This window comes from Novosphingobium sp. UBA1939 (assembly GCF_002336885.1).
GTDB lineage: Bacteria > Pseudomonadota > Alphaproteobacteria > Sphingomonadales > Sphingomonadaceae > Novosphingobium.
Map to the genome: position 1 here is coordinate 1 of NZ_DDFB01000004.1, position 17184 is coordinate 17184.

Genomic DNA, 17184 nt, shown 5'->3' on the forward strand with positions numbered 1-17184 from the left:
CGCGACATCCACACCGAATCCCGCGCCCGCGCCCGCCGCTTCGCCATCCGCGCCGGCACCCGCGCCGGGGGCTCCCGTCGTTCAGCCCACGCCGGCGCCGCTGCCGCCGCCGCTGGCGGAATGGTCCGTTGCCGACGCGCAGGCGCTGCTCGCCGCGATCCGCGGCATCGGGGCCGAAGGGCTATTTTCGCGCGATTACGAGCCAACCGCGCTTGCCGCCGCCATCGCCAAGGGGCCGGGGCCCGATCTCAACGCCCTTGCCAGCCGCCTGTTCGTCTGGCTGGCCGAAGACCTGCGCGATGGCCGCACCCCGATGACCGCGCGCATCCAGTGGTTCGCGGTCGACCCCGACCAGGACGTGCGCCCGTCGTCGGCGCTGCTGGCCGAAGCGATGGAAAAGCACGACGTGCCGGGGGTGCTCGCTTCGCTCAACCCCACACACCCGGATTACGCCGAACTCAAGTCCATGCTGACCAAGGCCAAGGACCCGACGCAGATCGCGATGATCCGCGCCAACATGGACCGCTGGCGCTGGCTGGCGCACGACCTCGGCCTGCAATACCTGATCATCAACGTGCCCGAGCAGGAACTTCGGCTGACCGTGAACAACAAGGTCATCCGCAGCTATCGCGCCATTGTCGGCAAGCCGGGCAAGACCGCCACGCCGCAGCTGGCCGAACAGGTCCGCAACGTGGTGTTCAACCCGACGTGGACGGTGCCGCAGTCGATCGTGAAAGGTGAAGGGCTGGGCGCCAGGCTGATCGGCAACCCGGCCTCCGCCCGCCGTCAGGGCTATGCCGTCAGCAAATCCGCCGATGGCACGATCACCGTGGTGCAGCAGCCCGGGGCGAACAATTCGCTGGGCCTGATGAAGCTCGACATGCCCAACGAACATGCGATCTATATCCACGATACGCCCAACCGCGCGCTGTTCAACCTGCCCAGCCGCGCGTTGTCGCACGGCTGCATCCGCGCCGAACGCGCCAGCGAACTGGCGATGACGATGGCCATCCTCGGCGCGGACATCACGCCGGACCAGGGTGTCGAATACACGCTCTCCGGCAAGTACACCAAGGTGCCGATGACCAAGACCTTCCCGGTCTACATCACCTATTTCACCGTCGCGCGCGACGTGAACGGGCTGATGCGCAGCTTTTCCGACCTCTATGGCCGCGATGCCCCAGTCATCGCCAGCTTCGCCCAGCCGCGCCAGCTCCACACCAGCCAGCGCAAGAGCAACGAGGCGGTGATCAAGCTCGATAATCCGCTGTAAGGCATCGGCACCGCAAGGCGCGATCCGGCGGGGTTCTATCCGATCCCCAGCCGGTCCGCATAGAGCAGGCGGCCGCCGGAGAGGTGCCACAGCGCCTCGTTGAAGTCCGCCTCGCCCATCGCGAAGCAACCGTCGCTGCGGCCGAGCTTGCCCCATTTCGCCAACATGTCGGTATTGGCGTACCACGCCGGGTGCATCACGATCGCCCGGTCGAGCGCGTTGGTGTTGTCCGGGTCCACCCCGCCCAGCCGGATCGAGGTGCCGTACTTGCCCTTGTACCATTCGTAGGTGATGAACGCCCCGCGCGAGGTGGCGAGGCTGTTCGGCTCGTTGGAAAAGCGCTTGAGGAAGCCGTCGTGCTCCGGGTCCGATCCCTTGCCGTGGGCAACGAGGAACGAGCGCACCTCGCCCTTTTCGAGATCGGCGAAGTGCAGGCGCGGCAGCGAGGAGGGCAGCGCGAAATCGGCCACGCCCACCACGTCGGTCCGCCACAGCTGCGCGCGCACGCGCTCCATCTGCTCCTTCGCAACGTCCAGGATGCGGCGGTGCTGCTCGGTTGGCGAATAGGGCTGCGCGAAAACCTTCGCCGGCGCGACCGCGGACACGGCCGCCAGGCCCACGCCTTTCAGCACCGCGCGCCGGTCGATTCCGGCTTCGTTCCCACGAGTCTTCATACCACTACCCTGCCACATCGCGCCCTGCCCTAAGCTTAACGGCGCGAATCGTGTCCCCGTGTCAGGAATCTGACGCCTTTGCCCCGAGTCGCGCAAGCGCTTCTCCATCCACGCGCATGACGGTCCATTCGTCCATCGGCCGCGCGCCCAGCGCCTTGTAGAACCCGATGGCCGGTTCGTTCCAGTCGAGAACCCACCATTCCAGACGGGCGCAGTCGCGCTCGATCGCCAACGCGGCCAGGTGCGCCAGCAACGCCTTGCCCAGCCCCGCCCCGCGCGCGGCGGGCCGCACGAACAGGTCTTCCAGATAGACGCCCGGCCGCCCTTCGAAGGTCGAGAAGTTATGGAAAAACAGCGCGAAGCCCTGCGCCGCGCCATCCACTTCGCCGATCACCACTTCGGCATAGGGGCGCGGGCCGAACAGCTTGGCGCCCAGCACCGCCTCGTCGAAGCGCACCTCGTGCGCCAGTTTCTCGTACTCTGCCAGTTCGCGAATGAAGGCGCCGATCAGCGGCAGGTCTTCGGGCGTGGCGGGCCGGATGGAAATGCTCATGCCCGCGCGGTTAGCGCGACGAATGCAAAAATGGAATCGTCATTGCGAGGAGGCGACAGCCGACGAAGCAATCCAGGGGCGGATCGCGGAACGCTCTGGATTGCTTCGGCCGATGGCCTCGCAATGACGATGGCTGGCATCGTCTTGGCAAACTTGTCAACTTGCCGAAATCACCAGCCGGTCGCCTTCCAGCGTCACCTTGCCCAGCCGCTTCAGCGCCGACTGCCCCAGCAGGTTGACCGAAAGATCGCGCACCACCACCGCCTCGATTCCGCCGATCTCGCGCCCGTCCACGGCGAGCCGGTCGATCCGCACCACCGCGCCATAACCCTGCCCCGAAGCCGTGCGCAGGATCGGCTGGTAAGCCGACGACGGGGGATCGATGCCCAGCCGCCGTGCGTCATCCACGGTCAGCGCCACCATGTCCGCCCCGGTATCGACCAGGAAGCGCACCTCGCCACCATCGACCCGGCCATAGACGTGGAATTGCCCGTCCGCCCCGCGATCGAGCACGGTCGATCCGCCACGCACGCCACTTTGGAGGGGATTGCCGCGATCCGGGCCATCCGCATCGCGCGCGGCATCCAGATCGGCGACCGTCACCGAAGCCGCATCCGTCGCACCGCTTTCCGGCCCGGCCAGATTGAACACGCCGCCGCCCTGCGCCAGCATCAGCAGCAGCGCGGTCATCCCGACAACAAGGACCAGCAGGCGATTCATCGCCCGCCGGTCTAACCGCAAGAGGTTGACGATTGGGAAACCGGCCCCCGGGAAACAGGCCACCCCGGACGGCGGATATTACTCCGCCGCTTCGCTGACCTTGTCGTTCGCGGCCTCGATTTCCGCCGCCTTGGCTTCCACCAGCGCCACGATGTGATCGAGCATATCCTCGCTCTGCACATGGTGGTCGGTCACGCCCGAAAGATAGACCATGTGCTTGCCGTTGCCGCCACCGGTCAGGCCGATATCGGTCTCGCGCGCCTCGCCGGGGCCGTTGACCACGCAGCCCAGCACCGAGAGCGAAAGCGGCGTCTTGATGTGCGAGAGCCGCGCTTCCAGCGCTTCCACGGTGCGGATCACATCGAAGCCCTGCCGCGCGCACGAAGGGCACGAGACGACGCGGACGCCGCGCGTGCGCAGGCCCAGCGATTTCAGGATTTCGAAGCCGACGCGCACTTCCTCTTCCGGCTCGGCCGAAAGCGAGACACGCAGGGTGTCGCCGATCCCGGCCCACAGCAGATTGCCGATGCCGATCGAGGACTTGACCGTGCCGCCGATCAGCCCGCCCGCCTCGGTGATGCCCAGGTGCAGCGGGCAATCGACCGCTTCGGCCAGCCCCATGTAGGCGGCCACGGCCAGGAACACGTCGCTGGCCTTCACCGCCACCTTGTATTCGTGGAAATCGTGGTCCTGCAGCAGCTTGATGTGATCCAGCGCGGATTCGACCAGCGCTTCGGGGCAGGGTTCGCCGTACTTTTCGAGCAGGTCCTTCTCCAGGCTGCCCGCATTCACGCCGATGCGGATGGCGCAGCCGTTGGCCTTCGCCGCGCGCACCACTTCGGCCACGCGTTCGGACGAACCGATGTTGCCGGGGTTGATGCGCAGGCAGGCCGCGCCCGCGTCGGCCGCTTCCAGCGCGCGCTTGTAGTGGAAATGGATGTCCGCGATGATCGGAATGCGCGCCGCCTTCACGATCTTGCCGAGCGCGGCGGTGCTTTCCACATCGGGGCACGACACGCGGATCAGGTCCGCGCCGGCATCCTCGCAACGGCGGATCTGGTTGATCGTCGCCACCGGGTCGGAGGTCAGCGTGTTGGTCATGGTCTGGACCGTGATCGGCGCATCGCCACCGACGGGGACCGTGCCGACCATGATCTGGCGGCTCTTGCGACGCGCGATATCGCGCCATGGACGTACGGAAGACATGCGCGCCCTATACCGCCGCCAGCGCGCGGGCAAAAGCCCGCATGTGGGCCCAGTCACGAAATGGGTGATGAAAGTGAGGTGTGAACCCTACAGCTTCAGCGCGAACAGCCAGTCCTCGTCGCGCTGCTCGCCCACCATGAAGTCCACCTCGCCCACCTTGACGAAGCCGTAGCGCCCGTAGAACCGCTGCGCGCCGGGGTTTTCGCTCCACACCGAAAGCTGCACCTCGTCCGCGCGGCGCCTGCGCGCCTCGTCCAGCGCCCAGTCCATCAGCCGCGCGCCAAGGCCTTGCCCCAGCACGTCAGGATCGCCGTAAAGCTGCTTCAATTCCAGCGGACGGGCCGCATCGGTCACGCGCGGCAGGCTGCTTTCCAGCAGCAGCTTGCAGAACGCGAGCAGCCGCCCAGCCCCGTCCTCCACCACCGCTGTCACCATGCCCGGATCGGTCAGTTCGGCATGAAGCTTCTGCTCGGTGTGGCTGCCATCGAGGAATGCGGCAAGGTCTTCGGGGCGGTAGAGATGCCCGAACTTGGCCACGAAGGCGCGACAGCCGAGATCGGCCAGCACGGCGGCATCGGCGGGCGTGGCAAGGCGGACGGTCAGGGAATGTGTGGCCATGCCCCGGCCATAGAGGCAGGAGCCACGCCTTTCCAGCCTTGCCGGTTCGCGATCAGTTGCGCGCGGCAGCGACCTTGGGCGGCTTGGTGTAAGGCACGAACTTGTCCAGGCCCACGAAGCCGCGCTGGAAGTGACTGGTGCGGTCGACCAGATGCACCGTGTCGATGCTGCACAGCTGCGAACTGGTCAGCCGGGTGACGAGCACGTCGTCGTTGTCGAGCGATTCGGCGCCCACGCGCGGCTTCTGCACATAGAGCGTGCCGCCCGCGTCATAGACGATCGCGATCTTGTCGTAGATCTGGGTCGAACGGACGGTCGGCATGTAGATGCAGTCCACCGGCGCGCCCGCCACGCGCCCTTCCAGAGCCTTGGCAAGCTGCTGTTCGGGCGTCAGTTTCGGCTTGGCGGCATCGGCCGCCGCAGCGGTCAGCACCATCGCTGCTGCGGCCAGAGCGAAACCCGTCCTGCGCGCAATTCTGTTCATGGCTTGCACGTCCTTTTCCCGAAAAAATCGATCTTTGATCGATGGCACAATTCCCCTGAACAGGCGCTGACCGGCGCAGCGTTCAGGCGGGCAAGACCAATGCCATCCATTCTTCGCGCGTGGCGGGCTGGGTTTCCAGTTGCGGCACGTCGTCCGGCAGCGCGATCCACGGCTGCTTGCGCGATGTCCACACGTGGAACGCGGGCACAAGGTCCGGGCTGTCATCGCGCGTGCCGGTGCGGATCGTGGCGATCTCGGGCCGTTCGTGGTTTATCGTGTAGAGCCGGGTCATGCAGGAAGGGCACGCGACGTGCGTCACCGTCGCGCTTTGGCTGCCGGTGCAGGTGCCCTCGATGGGCGCGCCTTCGGTCACCAGGTCAGCTACCAGCACCTGCTGGTTCAGCGCAAAGGCGCTGCCCTGCCGCGTCTGGCATCCCTTGCAATGGCAGGCATAGGGGCGGAAGCCTCGGTCCACCGCCCGCCAGCGCACCGCGCCGCAGGCGCAGCCGCCGGTTATCGCGTCGCCAATCGCCATCGCCGCTCCCCGCGTCAGCCCGTGCCGCCCACGGTCAGGCCTTCGACCAGCAGCGTCGGCTGGCCAACGCCGGCCGGCACGCTCTGCCCGCCCTTGCCGCACACGCCCACGCCCTCGTCGAGCGCCAGATCGTTGCCGATGCCGACAACCTTGGTCAGGCAGGTGGGGCCATCGCCGATCAGCGTGGCGCCCTTGATCGGCGCGCCCAGCCTGCCGTTCTCGATGCGATAGGCCTCGGTGCAGGAAAACACGAACTTGCCGCTGGTGATGTCGACCTGCCCGCCACCGAAGCTCTTGGCGAAAATGCCGTTCTTCACGCGCGACAGCAGTTCGGCGGGATCGTCGTTGCCGCTGCGCATGAAGGTGTTGGTCATGCGCGGCATCGGCGCGTGGGCATAGGATTCGCGGCGGCCGTTGCCGGTGGGGGCCACGCCCATCAGCCGGGCGTTGAGCCGGTCCTGGATATAGCCCTTGAGGATGCCGTCCTCGATCAGCACGTTTTCCTGCGTGGGCGTGCCTTCGTCATCGATGCTGAGCGAGCCGCGCCGGCCGGCGCCGCCCACGCCCAGCAGCGTGCCGTCGTCGATCACCGTCACGCCGGGCGCGGCCACGCGCTGGCCGATCCGGCCGGAAAAAGCGCTGGTGCCCTTGCGGTTGAAATCGCCTTCGAGGCCGTGGCCCACCGCTTCGTGCAGCAGCACGCCGGGCCAGCCGGGGCCGAGCAGCACGGTCATTTCACCCGCCGGCGCGGCGACCGATTCGAGGTTGGTCAGCGCCTGCGCCAGCGCGCTGTCGATCGCGCGGTTCCACGTCTCGGGCGCGAACAGGTCGTCGTAGAGCCGTCGTCCGCCGATGCCGAAGCTGCCGGTTTCGCGCCGCCCGTCCTGCTCGGCCACGATCGAGACGTTGAGCCGCACCAGCGGCCGTACGTCATGCGCGACGAAGCCATCCGCGCGGACGATCTCCACCACCGACCAGCTTCCGGCGAGCGAAGCCGAAACCTGCGCCACGCGCGGATCGCGGGCGCGGGCCGCGGCATCGATCTGTTCGAGCAGCCGCACCTTGGCCTCGAACGGCACCGCATCGAGCGGCGAAGCGTCGGTGTAGAGGTGGCGGTTGCTGCTGCGCGGCGGCGCGGCGGCGCTGCCCTTCGCCGGATCGAGCAGCTTCAGCGTTTCGCCCGCGCGCGCAATGGCGGCGGCGGAAATCTCGTTGGCGTGGGCAAAACCCGTCATCTCGCCCGAAACGCCGCGCAGGCCGAAGCCCGCATCGCGCGAATAATCGGCCGTCTTCAGCCGCCCGTCATCGAATCCGAAGCTCTCGCTGGCGATGAACTGGAGATAGAGTTCCCCATCGTCACACGCGGCCAGCGCATCGCGCGTCAGGCGCAGGGCATCGTCGGGCGTCAGCGCGCCGGAACGGTAAAGGAGCGAGCGGGTGTCGGAAAAGTCGGTCATCGCCTCCCGATATAGGAGGCGAAACGCGCCCGCGCTACTCGGGAAAGATCAGGCCGCCTGCGCGGCGTCAGAGCTAGCAGTATCCGCCGGGCCGCCCTTCAGCACGAAGCGCTTGTCGCAATAACCGCAATCGACATAGCCGCGCTCATCGATTTCCAGCCACACGCGCGGATGGCCGAGCGCCGAGGGCTTGAACGCGGCGCCGCCGCGAATGTCGCCCGCACCGTCGCAGCTGACGCGGTGGGACGTGGTGAAAACGGTTTCGGGGGCCTTGCTCATGGCCGCGCTATAGCGGGGAAGCGGCGGCGATTCCAGAGCGTGCGTGGACAAGGGCGGGTCATCCTTTGGTCCGGGGTCGCGGTGCATTGGCCCTTTACCCGGCGCGGTTCGCGCCTAAATAGCATAGCCTATGGATTCCACACCCACGGTTCCGCCCGCGATCCGCATCCGCGACCTCGTCAAGCAATACGCCGCCTCAGGCAAGGCTCCGGGCAAGCTGGCCCTGCAGGGCGTGAGCTTCGACGTGCCGCAGGGCCAGATCTTCGGCCTGCTCGGCCCCAACGGCGCGGGCAAGTCCACGCTGATCAACACGCTTGCCGGGCTGGTGATGAAGACCTCGGGCAGCGTCGAGATCTGGGGCCACGACATCGATCGCGACCGGCGCAACGCCAAGGCATCGATCGGCATCGTGCCGCAGGAAATCGTGTTCGACCCGTTTTTCACCCCGATCGAGGTGCTGGAGAATCAGGCCGGGCTCTATGGCGTGCCCAAGGCGCTGCGCCGGTCGATGGACCTGCTGCGCGCGGTGCATCTGGAAGACAAGGCCAAGGCCTATGCCCGCACGCTTTCGGGGGGGATGAAGCGCCGCCTGCTGATCGCCAAGGCCCTGGTCCACAATCCGCCGATCATCGTGCTCGACGAGCCGACCGCCGGCGTGGACGTGGAACTGCGCCGCCAGCTGTGGGAACTGGTTTCGCACCTGAACAAGGAAGAAGGCGTTACCGTCGTCCTGACCACGCACTATCTCGAAGAGGCCGAGGAACTGTGCGAGCGCATCGCCATCATCAACCACGGCCAGCTCATCGCCAACAAGCCGACGCGCGAACTGGTCGACATGGCACGCGAGAAGATCGTGGTGCTGACGCTCGACCGGGACGTTCCCGCCGCACCGCAGCATCCGGCCTTCCGCAAGAGCGTGATTTCGGGTGAACGACAAGTCGAGGTCACGTACGACAAGGACCAGATGAATGCCGGCGAAGTGCTCGCCCTGGTGCAGGGACAGGGCTACGCAATCGTCGACGTCTCCACGCGCGAAGCCGATCTCGAGGACGTGTTCGTCTCGCTCACCAGCGAACCCGCGCAGGCTGCCTGAACGCCCGCAAGCGAAGTCATCCCGGATTTTGCACTTGCGAAATTGAACAAACGCGGCCCTCCCTGCCCCGCCGCGCCCGCCAGTTCGCGCTTTTCAAACGGCTTCGCGCGCGGCAAAGCGCGCGCGTGACAGAATCCTTGCAGACCCGCGGGCGGCGTGCAGCGGCCACGGATCGCGCAGAACAGGGCATGGCGCGGGCCATGACGGAAGGCAGCAGGCAGTGAGCCACGACGTCCTGATCATCGGTTCCGGCGCGGCCGGGTTAACCGCCGCGCTGGTGCTGGCGGAAAAGTGCCGCGTCCTCGTGCTGGCCAAGGGCGCGCTCGATGGTGGGTCGACCGCCTGGGCGCAGGGCGGCATCGCCGCCGTGCTCGACGAAGGCGATACCTTCGAGGACCACATCCGCGACACGATGATCGCCGGGTCCGGGCTGAACCGGCACGAGACGGTCGAATTCGTGATCGAGCACGCGCCCGAGGCGATCCGGCGACTCGCCGACCTCGGCGTTCCCTTCAATGCCGAGGCCGGCGCGCTGCACCTGACGCGCGAAGGCGGGCATTCGCACCGGCGCATCGTCCACGTCGACGATGCCACGGGCGCGGCGGTGCAGAAGGCGCTGCTGCAGGCGGCGCGCGAACACCCCAACATCACCCTGCTGCCGGGACGGGCCTGCATCGATCTGATCACCGGGCGGCACGAACAGGCGCGCTATTCCGGATCGGGCCGGGTCTGGGGAGTCTATGCGCTCGACGAGGCCAGCGGCACGGTGGAAGCGCACACCGCGCGCGCCACGATCCTCGCCACCGGCGGCGCCGGCCGCGTCTATCAGTTCTCCACCGCCCCGCGCGGCGCGACCGGCGACGGCATCGCCATGGCCTGGCGCGCCGGCGCGCGCGTCTCCAACATGGAGATGATGCAGTTTCACCCCACCTGCCTCTATCATCTGGAGGTCAAGAACTTCCTGATTACAGAGGCGGTGCGTGGCGAGGGCGGGCGGCTGATCAATCCGCGCACCGGCAAGCGCTTCATGGAATTCTACGACGCCGAACGGCTCGAACTCGCCCCGCGCGATATCGTGGCGCGCGCGATCGATTCCGAGATCAAGCGCTTCGGCCTCGATTTCGTGCACCTCGACATCAGCCACATGCCGGCCGGCTTCGTGCGCAGCCACTTTCCCAACATCTACGAGAAGCTGCTCGGCCTCGGCATCGACATGACGAAGCAGCCGATCCCGGTTGTGCCCGCGCAGCACTATACCTGCGGCGGCATCCTGATCGACCTGGCCGGCCGTACCGACCTGCCCGGCCTCTACGCGGCGGGCGAATGCACCGAAAGCGGGTTGCACGGCGCCAACCGCCTGGCCTCCAATTCGCTGCTCGAATGCTTCGTGTTCGGCGATGCCGCCGCGCGCGACATCCTCGCGCGGTGGGACAGCTTCGACGCCCCACCCGCGGTGCGCCCGTGGGACGAAAGCCGCGTGACCGATTCCGACGAGGAAGTGGTGATCAAGCAGAACTGGACCGAAATCCGCCGCTTCATGTGGAACTACGTGGGCATCGTGCGCACCGACAAGCGGCTGGAACGCGCCGCGCACCGGATCAAGATGCTGGAGGACGAGGTGAACGACTACTACGGCCACTTCCGCGTCTCGACCGACCTGATCGAACTGCGCAACCTGCTGCAGAGCGCCGACCTGATCGTCCAGTCGGCCCGCGCCCGGCACGAAAGCCGGGGCCTGCACTACAACCTGGATTATCCGCAGACCGACGATGCCGCGCGCGATACCGTCCTGACACCGCGCTGAGCCCCGGCCCCGGCCCCGGCCCCGGGCATCAGGCCATCAGGCCATCACGTTGAACAGCGTGCCCGGCTGGAGCGACGCGAGGTAGTCCTGCGCCTTCTGCTCGTCGCTCTTGCCCGTCTTGGTGCCCGACGTGGCATTTGTCGAACCGGTATCGGGGTCGGTGGTCACGCTGGTCTGCGTTTCGGTGCTGCCGTCGCTATAGGTGATGACCGTGGTCATGATCCCGCCGGCGACCGTTTCCACGCGCGAGACTTCGGTCTTGGTGTCGCCCCCACCGCCTCCACCATGACCACCGGCCGCCGCTGCCGTGACCGAGGCTGCTCCACTGGCGTCGGTGGAAGCGCTTGCGCCGGAAGCGGTTCCCTCGATCTGATCGAGCGCCTTGCCGACCGCCTCGGCATCCTTCGCGGTCAACTTGCCCGAAGCGACATCGTCGGCGATCTTCGCATCGATCGCGGCGCGGAACGCGGTGCTGTCGACCGTGCCCGAAACGCTGGCCGACATGCTCGACGCCAGCGATTGCCGGGTGTCGGCGAGATCACCTTCGACGATCTTGATCTTGTCGGCGGACAGACCGCTCGTCTGCAACAGGCTGGCCAGCGTGCTGCCGGACGAGGCGGCCGACGTGACGGCCGATGTAATGGAACCGATCGACATGGCTATTCTCCTTGCTCTCGCAAGGACGGACCGAAATGGCGGAATTCTAATATTTTTCGCTACATTTCACCGCGTTTCACACCCTGTCCGGATGCTGCGCGATGTAGCGCCAGATCGCCCCGATTGACGGACTCCTAGTCCAGATTCGGCCGCAGCCACCGCTCCGCCGCGGCCAGGTCCATCCCGCGCCGGCCGGCGTAGTCCTCAAGCTGGTCGCGCCCGATGGTAGCAACGCCGAAGTACTGGCTTTCCGGGTGGGCGAAATAGAAGCCCGAGACCGCCGCCGTGGGCAGCATCGCCTGGCTCTCCGTCAGCACGATCCCGGCGTTCTCTTGCGCGCCCAGCAGATCGAACAGGATCGGCTTCAGGCTGTGATCCGGGCAGGCCGGATAGCCGGGTGCGGGACGGATGCCGCGGTACTGCTCGCGGATCAGCGCCTCGTTGGTGAGCTGTTCGCCCGGCGCATAGGCCCACAGCGTCGTGCGCACGTGCTGGTGCAGGCGTTCGGCGAAGGCTTCGGCGAAGCGATCGGCCAGCGCTTTCAGCAGGATGTCCGAATAGTCGTCGTGCGCGGCCTTGAACCGCTCCAGATGCGGTTCGATGCCGTGGATGCCGACGGCGAAGCCGCCCAGCCAGTCCCCCGCCGGATCGATGAAATCGGCCAGGCAGAAATTGGCCCTCCCCGTTCCATTTGGCCCCCGGCTCTTGATGAATTGCTGGCGCAGGAACGGCAGGCGCACCGACCGTTCGTCGTCATCGGGATGCAGCACCACGTCGTCGCCGTGGCGGGCGCAGGGCCAGAACCCGGCGACAGCCTTGGCCGTCAGCCACTTTTCGGCGACGATGGTTTCGAGCATCGCGCGGGCATCGGCGTAGAGGTTGCGCGCGCTTTCGCCCACCACCGCGTCGTCGAGGATCGCGGGATAAGTGCCGGCCAGTTCCCAGGCGCGGAAGAACGGCGTCCAGTCGAAACAGTCGACCAGATCGGCGAGATCCCATTCGGGAAATACGTGCAGGCCCGGCTGTTCGGGCGGCGGCGCCTTTTCCGAGAAATCGGGCGCGAAGGCGTTGTCGCGCGCATCGGCCAGCGGCAGCAGCTTCGATGCGCCCTTGCCCGCGCGGGCATCGCGCACGTGCTGGTAATCGGCGGCGGTCGCCTTCACGAAGCCATCGTGCTGCGTATCCGACAGCAACTGGCTGGCGACCCCGACCGCGCGACTGGCGTCGAGCACGTGGACCACCGGGCCGTCATAAGCCGGATCGATGCGCAGCGCGGTGTGGACCTTGCTGGTGGTGGCCCCGCCGATCAGCAGCGGGATGGTCATGCCGGCGCGCTGCATTTCCTCGGCCACGGTCACCATCTCGTCGAGCGAGGGGGTGATGAGGCCCGAGAGGCCGATGATGTCGGCCTCGTTCTCGTTGGCGGCCTGCAGGATCGTCGCCCACGGCACCATCACGCCCAGGTCGATCACCTCGTAGCCGTTGCACTGGAGCACGACGCCGACGATGTTCTTGCCGATATCGTGTACATCGCCCTTCACCGTGGCCATCACGATGCGGCCCTTGGCCTTGGAGCCGGCGTCCTTCTCCGCCTCGATGAACGGGATCAGGTGCGCCACCGCCTTCTTCATCACGCGCGCGGACTTGACCACCTGCGGCAGGAACATCTTGCCCGATCCGAACAGGTCGCCAACGGTGTTCATGCCTTCCATCAGCGGGCCTTCGATCACTTCGATCGGGCGGCCGTTGCGCGCGGCGATCTGCTGGCGCGCTTCCTCGGTATCGTCGACGATATGGGCGTCTATACCCTTGACCAGCGCGTGTTCCAGCCGGCGCACGACATCCCAGCCACGCCATTCCTCGGCCGCCTTCTCGGCCGCCTTGTCCTGCCCCTTGTAGCTTTCCGCCAGATCGATCAGCCGCTCGGTGGCGTCTGCCCGGCGCATCAGCAATACGTCCTCGCAGGCTTCGCGCAGCACGGGATCGATCTGGTCGTAGATGTCGAGCTGGCCGGCGTTGACGATCGCCATGTCCATGCCCGCCGGGATGGCGTGGTAGAGGAACACCGAATGCATGGCGCGCCGCACCGTCTCGTTGCCGCGGAACGAGAACGAGAGGTTGGACAGGCCGCCGGAAATGTGGACGTGCGGGCAGGCCGCCTTGATCTCGCGCGTGGCCTCGATGAAATCGAGCGCGTAGCGGTCGTGCTCCTCGATGCCGGTGGCAACGGCGAAGACGTTGGGATCGAACACGATGTCTTCGGGCCGGAAGCCGATGCCCGTCAACAGCGTGTAGGCGCGGCTGCAGATTTCGACCTTGCGCTCCTTGGTGTCGGCCTGACCCTTTTCATCGAAGGCCATCACGACCACGGCCGCGCCATAGTCCATGCATTTGCGCGCGTGATCGAGGAAGGCTTCCTCGCCTTCCTTCATCGAAATCGAATTGACGATCGGCTTGCCGGAGACACACTTGAGGCCCGCCTCGATCACCTCCCACTTCGAGCTGTCGATCATCACCGGCACGCGCGCGATGTCGGGTTCGGCAGCGATCAGCTTCAGGAACGTGGTCATCGCCTCGACCGCGTCGAGCAGGCCCTCGTCCATGTTGACGTCGATCACCTGCGCGCCGTTCTCGACCTGCTGGCGCGCGACCTCGACCGCCTTCGCGTAGTCCCCCGCGAGGATCAGCTTCTTGAACGCGGCGGAACCGGTAACGTTGGTGCGTTCGCCGACGTTGACGAAACGGGAAGAGGCTTGGGTGGTCATCTGATGCTCCCCCCTCCCGCTTGCGGGAGGGGCCGGGGGTGGGTTCTTTTCTCTTGGAGCGGGCGCCGTTGCGCTGCCCACCCCTGCCCCCTCCCGCTAGCGGGAGGGGAACTGGTTCACGCCGCCATCACGAACGGTTCCAGCCCGGCCAGGCGCGTGACCTGATCGGGATGGGGCAAGGCGCGCGGGGCAAGCCCGGCAACCGTCTGGGCCATCGCCGCGATGTGATCGGGCGTGGACCCACAGCAGCCGCCGAGGATGTTGACCTGGCCGTGATGGGCCCATTCCCGGACGAGACCGGCGGTGGTCAGCGGCATCTCGTCGTATTCGCCCAGTTCGTTGGGCAGGCCGGCGTTGGGATAGACCATGATCAGCGTGTCGGCGATTTCCGACAGCGCCTTCACGTGCGGGCGCAGCTGGGTGGCGCCGAACGAGCAGTTGAGGCCGATCGTGACCGGCCGGGCATGGCGCACCGCGTACCAGAACGCCTCCACCGTGTGGCCGGACAGGTTGCGGCCGGAAAGGTCGGTCAGCGTCATCGACAACATGATCGGGATTTCGCGGCCCAGCGCCGCCTCCACCTTGCGCACCGCCATCACCCCTGCCTTGGCGTTCAGCGTATCGAACACCGTCTCGATCAGGATGAAGTCCGCCCCCCCTTCGACCAGCGCGGCGATCTGTTCGGCATAGACATCGACGAGGAAATCCCAGTCGATCTCGCGGAAGCCGGGGTCGTTGACGTCGGGCGAGAGCGACAGCGTCTTGTTGGTCGGACCGATCGCGCCGGCAACGAAGCGCGGGCGGCCATCTTTAGCGGCGAACTCGTCGGCGATCCGCCGGGCGAGCTTCGCGGATTCGAGGTTGATCTCGCGCACCAGATGCTCGGCCGCGTAATCCGCCTGGCTGATGCGGTTGGCCGAGAACGTGTTGGTTTCGGCAATGTCCGCCCCGGCCTCAAAATAGGCGCGATGGATCGATTCGGGCACTTCGGGCTTGGTCAGCGCGAGAATGTCGTTGTTGCCCTTCTGGTCCTTGGCCAGCCCCAGCGTGCCGGCATAGTCCTCCTCGGACAGCTTCCAGCGCTGGATCTCGGTGCCGAAGGCGCCATCGGTGATGAGAATGCGCTGGCGCGCCTGATCGAGCAGCGCGGCGCGGGCGGAGGATGGGGTGAGAGTCATGCGGCCTTTTCCAGTGCGGGACGGCCGGGACGCAGACCAAGCAGGTGGCAGATTGCGTAGCTCAGTTCGGCCCGGTTGAGCGTGTAGAAGTGGAAATCGCGCACGCCGCCGGCATAGAGGCGGCGGCAGAACTCGGCGGCGATCGTCGCGGCGACGAGCTGGCGCGAGGCGGGATGCGTGTCCAGCCCTTCGAACAGGCCATCCATCCACGCCGGGATCGCCGCGCCGCAGGCCGCCGCAAACTTGCGCGTCTGTGCGACGTTCGACACGGGCAGGATACCCGGCAGCACCGGCGCATCGATCCCCGCCGCCGCCAGCTTGTCACGGAAGCGGAAGAACGTCTCGGGTTCGAAGAAGAACTGGCTGATCGCGCGCGTGGCGCCGGCATCGAGCTTGCGCTTGAGGTTGTCGATATCCGCCTGAACGCTGGGCGAATCCGGGTGGCTTTCGGGATAGGCCGCGACCGAAATCTCGAACGGCGCGATCGCCTTCAGCCCGGCGACGAGTTCCGCCGCGTTGGCATAGCCTTCGGGGTGGGGCGTGAACGGCACGCCGGGCGCGCCCATGTCGCCACGCAGCGCTACGATATGCCGCACGCCGGCGTCCCAGTACCCTTCCGCCACCTCGCGGATTTCCGCCTTGCTGGCGTCCACGCAAGTCAGGTGCGCGGCGGCCGGCAGGCGCGCTTCGGAAATGATCCGCGCGACGGTGCCGTGGGTGCGATCGCGCGTGGAGCCGCCCGCGCCGTAAGTCACCGAAACGAACTGCGGCTCCAGTGGCGCCAGCGTGGTCACCACATCCCAAAGCTGCGTCATCAGCGCGTCGGTCTTGGGCGGGAAGAATTCGAAGCTCACGCGAATGTCGCCGGGAAGCCCGGCGAACAAAGGCGTATCGAGAGCGGTGCGCGCTTCGCGCAGCTGGTCGTAGGACGTGGTCATGACGTGGCCTTCCGCCCGGTGCGGGCATGTTCGGGCTGGATAGAGGTGACGTTGCCGGCCGGAGCAGCCTGGACGTGCGCGCTGCGGACGCCGGTCCAGACCTTTACGATCAGTTCGTGCCCCGGCAGCGCACGTTCGCCATCGGGTTTGAACCCCGCATCGAGCAGGAGCTTTTCCACCTGGGCGTCTGAAAAGCCAAGACGCGCATGAGCGTGCGCGGTGCGCAGTTCCTCGCGGTCGTGCGCGGCGAAATCGACGATGGCGACACGGCCGCCCGGCGCGGTGACCCGCGCGGCTTCGGCCAGCACCGCTTCCGGCGCGATCGCATAGTGCAGCACCTGATGGAACAGCACGGTATCGAAGCTGCCCGGCGCGAACGGCAGTTGCGCGAAATCGCCCTGCACCAGTTCGACCCGGCCGGCGGGCAGATGCTGGAGCCGGGTGCGGGCCACGCGCAGCATTTCCGGGCTCTTGTCGAGCGCCACCACACGATCGGCCCGCGCCGCGAACAGTTCGGCCATGCGCCCCGTGCCGGTGCCCACGTCCAGCACGCGGCCCAGTGCCGGGGATTCCGCACCCTGCCCCAGCATCTCTACCAGCGCGGCTTCCACCGGGCCGTCGGCGATGTGCAGGCTGCGCAGGTGGTCCCATTGCTCGGCATGGCGCGCGAAGTAATCGGCGGCATGCGTCTCGCGCAGGGCGCGCACCGCATCGAGATGCTGGCGATCCTCCGAACAGCGCAGGCCGAACCCGGCATCCGTCTCTTCCGCCACGGCCAGCAGGCGGGCCACCACCACCCCGATCGCGGCGCTCTCGCCCCCGGTATCGGCATCGCTGCCGATCGCGGCGCGCAGGAACACCCATCCGCCTTCGCGGCGGCGTTCGGCCAGCCCGGCATCGCACAGGATCTTCACATGGCGCGAAACGCGCGGCTGGCTTTGCCCCAGCAC

Annotated in this window: 17 protein-coding genes; 3 read left to right on the plus strand and 14 right to left on the minus strand. The window is 67.0% G+C overall.

Translation table 11 applies throughout. The features are described from left to right. A partial coding sequence (locus B3547_RS00265; protein ID WP_292959521.1) for a L,D-transpeptidase family protein occupies positions 1–1273 on the plus strand: 1273 nt, incomplete at its 5' end. Positions 1274–1308: 35 nt separating this feature from the next. On the opposite strand, the gene B3547_RS00270 is transcribed toward B3547_RS00265, so the two are convergent. The 9 genes from B3547_RS00270 to B3547_RS00310 all read right to left on the minus strand — a co-directional run bounded on the left by B3547_RS00270 (position 1309) and on the right by B3547_RS00310 (position 7799). Continuing rightward, the gene (locus B3547_RS00270; protein ID WP_124808193.1) at positions 1309–1947 is read right to left on the minus strand and encodes a murein L,D-transpeptidase catalytic domain-containing protein; all 639 of its coding nucleotides are present in this window, start codon (positions 1945–1947) and stop codon (positions 1309–1311) included. Between the two features lie 61 nt (positions 1948–2008). Beyond that, on the minus strand, positions 2009–2500 hold the full coding sequence (locus tag B3547_RS00275; protein WP_124808192.1) for a GNAT family N-acetyltransferase: 492 nt from the start codon (positions 2498–2500) through the stop codon (positions 2009–2011). 156 nt (positions 2501–2656) lie between these two features. Then, positions 2657–3220: a retropepsin-like aspartic protease family protein gene (locus tag B3547_RS00280; protein ID WP_125954016.1), complete on the minus strand. Its 564-nt coding sequence runs from the start codon at positions 3218–3220 to the stop codon at positions 2657–2659. Positions 3221–3298: 78 nt separating this feature from the next. Next, a complete protein-coding gene (gene ispG / locus B3547_RS00285; RefSeq protein WP_124808190.1) occupies positions 3299–4426 on the minus strand; it encodes a flavodoxin-dependent (E)-4-hydroxy-3-methylbut-2-enyl-diphosphate synthase in 1128 nt (375 codons plus the stop codon). Between the two features lie 87 nt (positions 4427–4513). Then, a complete protein-coding gene (locus tag B3547_RS00290) occupies positions 4514–5044 on the minus strand; it encodes a GNAT family N-acetyltransferase (RefSeq protein ID WP_223806476.1) in 531 nt (176 codons plus the stop codon). 52 nt (positions 5045–5096) lie between these two features. Continuing rightward, a complete protein-coding gene (locus B3547_RS00295) occupies positions 5097–5528 on the minus strand; it encodes a hypothetical protein (RefSeq protein ID WP_125954017.1) in 432 nt (143 codons plus the stop codon). 82 nt (positions 5529–5610) lie between these two features. Further along, positions 5611–6063 carry a GFA family protein gene (locus B3547_RS00300; protein ID WP_292959522.1) on the minus strand — a complete coding sequence of 151 codons (453 nt, stop codon included), beginning with the start codon at positions 6061–6063 and terminating at the stop codon, positions 5611–5613. Positions 6064–6077: 14 nt separating this feature from the next. Further along, positions 6078–7520: a metalloprotease TldD gene (gene tldD / locus B3547_RS00305; RefSeq protein ID WP_124808187.1), complete on the minus strand. Its 1443-nt coding sequence runs from the start codon at positions 7518–7520 to the stop codon at positions 6078–6080. A gap of 48 nt (positions 7521–7568) precedes the next feature. Then, a complete protein-coding gene (locus tag B3547_RS00310) occupies positions 7569–7799 on the minus strand; it encodes a zinc-finger domain-containing protein (RefSeq protein WP_124808246.1) in 231 nt (76 codons plus the stop codon). Between the two features lie 130 nt (positions 7800–7929). Here B3547_RS00310 and B3547_RS00315 point away from each other — a divergent pair, with 130 nt between their 5' ends. Beyond that, entirely contained in the window at positions 7930–8892 is a 963-nt protein-coding gene (locus B3547_RS00315; protein WP_124808186.1) for an ABC transporter ATP-binding protein, read from the plus strand. Positions 8893–9112: 220 nt separating this feature from the next. Beyond that, complete coding sequence (gene nadB / locus B3547_RS00320; protein ID WP_194918660.1) at positions 9113–10696, plus strand: L-aspartate oxidase; 1584 nt, start codon at positions 9113–9115, stop codon at positions 10694–10696. Between the two features lie 36 nt (positions 10697–10732). Here the strand turns inward: nadB and B3547_RS00325 are convergent, their stop codons facing one another. The 5 genes from B3547_RS00325 to B3547_RS00345 all read right to left on the minus strand — a co-directional run. Then, a complete protein-coding gene (locus tag B3547_RS00325; protein WP_292959523.1) occupies positions 10733–11353 on the minus strand; it encodes a hypothetical protein in 621 nt (206 codons plus the stop codon). 134 nt (positions 11354–11487) lie between these two features. Next, positions 11488–14118, minus strand: a complete 2631-nt coding sequence (gene metH, locus B3547_RS00330) for a methionine synthase (protein WP_292959524.1) — start codon at positions 14116–14118, stop codon at positions 11488–11490. A gap of 116 nt (positions 14119–14234) precedes the next feature. After that, on the minus strand, positions 14235–15296 hold the full coding sequence (locus tag B3547_RS00335; protein WP_292959525.1) for a homocysteine S-methyltransferase family protein: 1062 nt from the start codon (positions 15294–15296) through the stop codon (positions 14235–14237). Further along, positions 15293–16234: a methylenetetrahydrofolate reductase [NAD(P)H] gene (gene metF / locus B3547_RS00340; protein ID WP_125954024.1), complete on the minus strand. Its 942-nt coding sequence runs from the start codon at positions 16232–16234 to the stop codon at positions 15293–15295. The genes B3547_RS00335 and metF overlap by 4 nt, the downstream gene beginning before the upstream one ends. Then, the coding region (locus tag B3547_RS00345) for a methyltransferase domain-containing protein (protein WP_292959526.1) at positions 16231–17184 on the minus strand (954 nt) is incomplete at its 5' end. The genes B3547_RS00345 and metF, both read right to left, overlap by 4 nt.